This window comes from Dyella sp. S184, assembly GCF_009766065.1.
Taxonomy (GTDB): domain Bacteria; phylum Pseudomonadota; class Gammaproteobacteria; order Xanthomonadales; family Rhodanobacteraceae; genus Rhodanobacter.
Map to the genome: position 1 here is coordinate 1 of NZ_LMUE01000016.1, position 1,795 is coordinate 1,795.

The window sequence follows — 1,795 nt, forward strand, 5'->3', positions numbered from 1 at the left end:
CGAATACCGTCAACAAGTCGCCAGCCGTTCTACTTTTGAAATGTCTACTTGACGGGGGAGCTTACGTTTATATGCCGGTACCTTCCCAACTTGCGAGTCTGTTGCAGACTACATTTTCCAGGTCTTAAGCGCGTCACCTGATGCCTATGAGCGTGAGATCACTCGCATTTCAGGGCTGCAAAAGGACATCGCGTAAGGCCTAACATTTCGTTCAAGGCGGACGGCTTCGCCGCCGCTTAACTCCAGCGTTAGGCCACAATCAAATGCTGCGGCTATTCCAAGAACAAGTCGCTCGCGTTGATCGCCTTCTGGATCTCGTCAACGCCAAAGATCAGGAAGCTGCCCTTGGCGGCATACTGGCGTTCCAAGACGTCCTTGTATTCGCGTGCCAAGGCATGTGGCACATACGCGATTGGGTGCTAAACGATCCTTACTTTGCCGCAAGAGACAAGGCTGCTTTGCGGCGCGAGATCGAGAGTAATCAATACTTACTTGTGTGCGCCGATCTGGCAAACGGCTCAAAACATTTTGTTCTCGACCGCCCTCACACATCCATTAGAGAGTCTGATCGTCAAGGCATCAGTGTCGTGCCTGGCAAGGGAATCTTTCAGGTTTACTACTATCTTGAGTCCAACGACCGCTCCGGCCCATTCCATGGCATGGAGATTCGTGCTTTCCTTACCGCCTGCCGGACGGAATGGCAGGCCATCATCGATAGGCACTACATGAGTGAAGTTGACGGTCATGTGGCCTAACAATTCGTTCAAGGCGGACGGCTTCGCCGCCGCTTAACTCAAGCGTTATACCGCATAGGAATTGCAATGGCCGCACCAACCAAGGAGCAACAGCAAGCCGCGCAGCAATTCGTCGGGCTCGTCATCGCGGCACTCAAAAACGATAAAGGTGTGCACGCTGAGACCGCGGTTGCCGCAACGGCTCGCATGGCAGGCACATTTTTATTCCGGTCGTTCGCGTTCCCGTTACCTTCTGTCAATCCAGGCCAAGCCGTATTTTCCGATGCTGCAAACGAGCAAGGCCCGAAGCTTGTTCAAATTTTAGGCAACGTGCTGGCGCATATGGGTATTACGCTAGACAAGTCCAAACTGGGTGCAAAGCAAGATCCCGAGCACCAGCCACATGTTGAGTTCCTTTCAACGCAAAGGTTATTGGAGCCAGTGTTCTCGCGTACCAAGAATGCCCTTGGCCTTTCGTACGCTGCTGCAGCTGAGTCCGCTGCCATCGCTACTGCACTGCTTATCCAACAATGCTTGCCGGTACTCGAACCGCACGTCGCGTTTGACATTGCGGCTTATGGATTCGTCGAGGGTTCAAAAACAGCTCCAGATCCCGTGGCAATTGAACAAGTTGCGGTATAACAATTCGTTCAAGGCGGACGGCTCCGCCGCCGCTTAACTCCAGCGTTAGGGGGAAGCAACCGATGAAGCGACCGCTCGCCCTCAGCTTCTCTCTGCTTGTGATATTCATCGTGGCGGGCACAATCGCATACCGCTACGGAGTACCCCTTCTCCATGATTCGAACGTTACTTGTAAGGTAGGTCCCGGCAAATCAATGGGCTGCCACACGGCCATTGGAAACTTCGCGATCGTATGGTTTATGGGCGTGGGTTTGGCAGTGGGTGCTGCCTGGAGCCGGTTTGGCCGCTACTAATGGGTGGCCTCGCCCCTAACCACTCGTTCAAGGCGGACGCCTCCGGCGCCGCTTAACTCCAGCGTTAGACGTCAGGGATCGAAATGCGCATCTCGGTACAATTTCGACAGACACTGATCAGTACCG

Annotated in this window: 2 protein-coding genes; both read left to right on the forward strand. The window is 54.0% G+C overall.

What is annotated here, in order from left to right:
* The first annotated feature begins 263 nt into the window (after positions 1–263).
* Positions 264–755 (forward strand): hypothetical protein, encoded by a 492-nt coding sequence (locus GSQ75_RS17640; protein WP_158756201.1) that lies wholly within the window; start codon positions 264–266, stop codon positions 753–755.
* Between the two features lie 66 nt (positions 756–821).
* Positions 822–1,376, forward strand: coding sequence for a hypothetical protein (locus GSQ75_RS17645; RefSeq protein ID WP_158756202.1), 555 nt, complete (start codon positions 822–824; stop codon positions 1,374–1,376).
* Positions 1,377–1,795 lie beyond the last annotated feature (419 nt).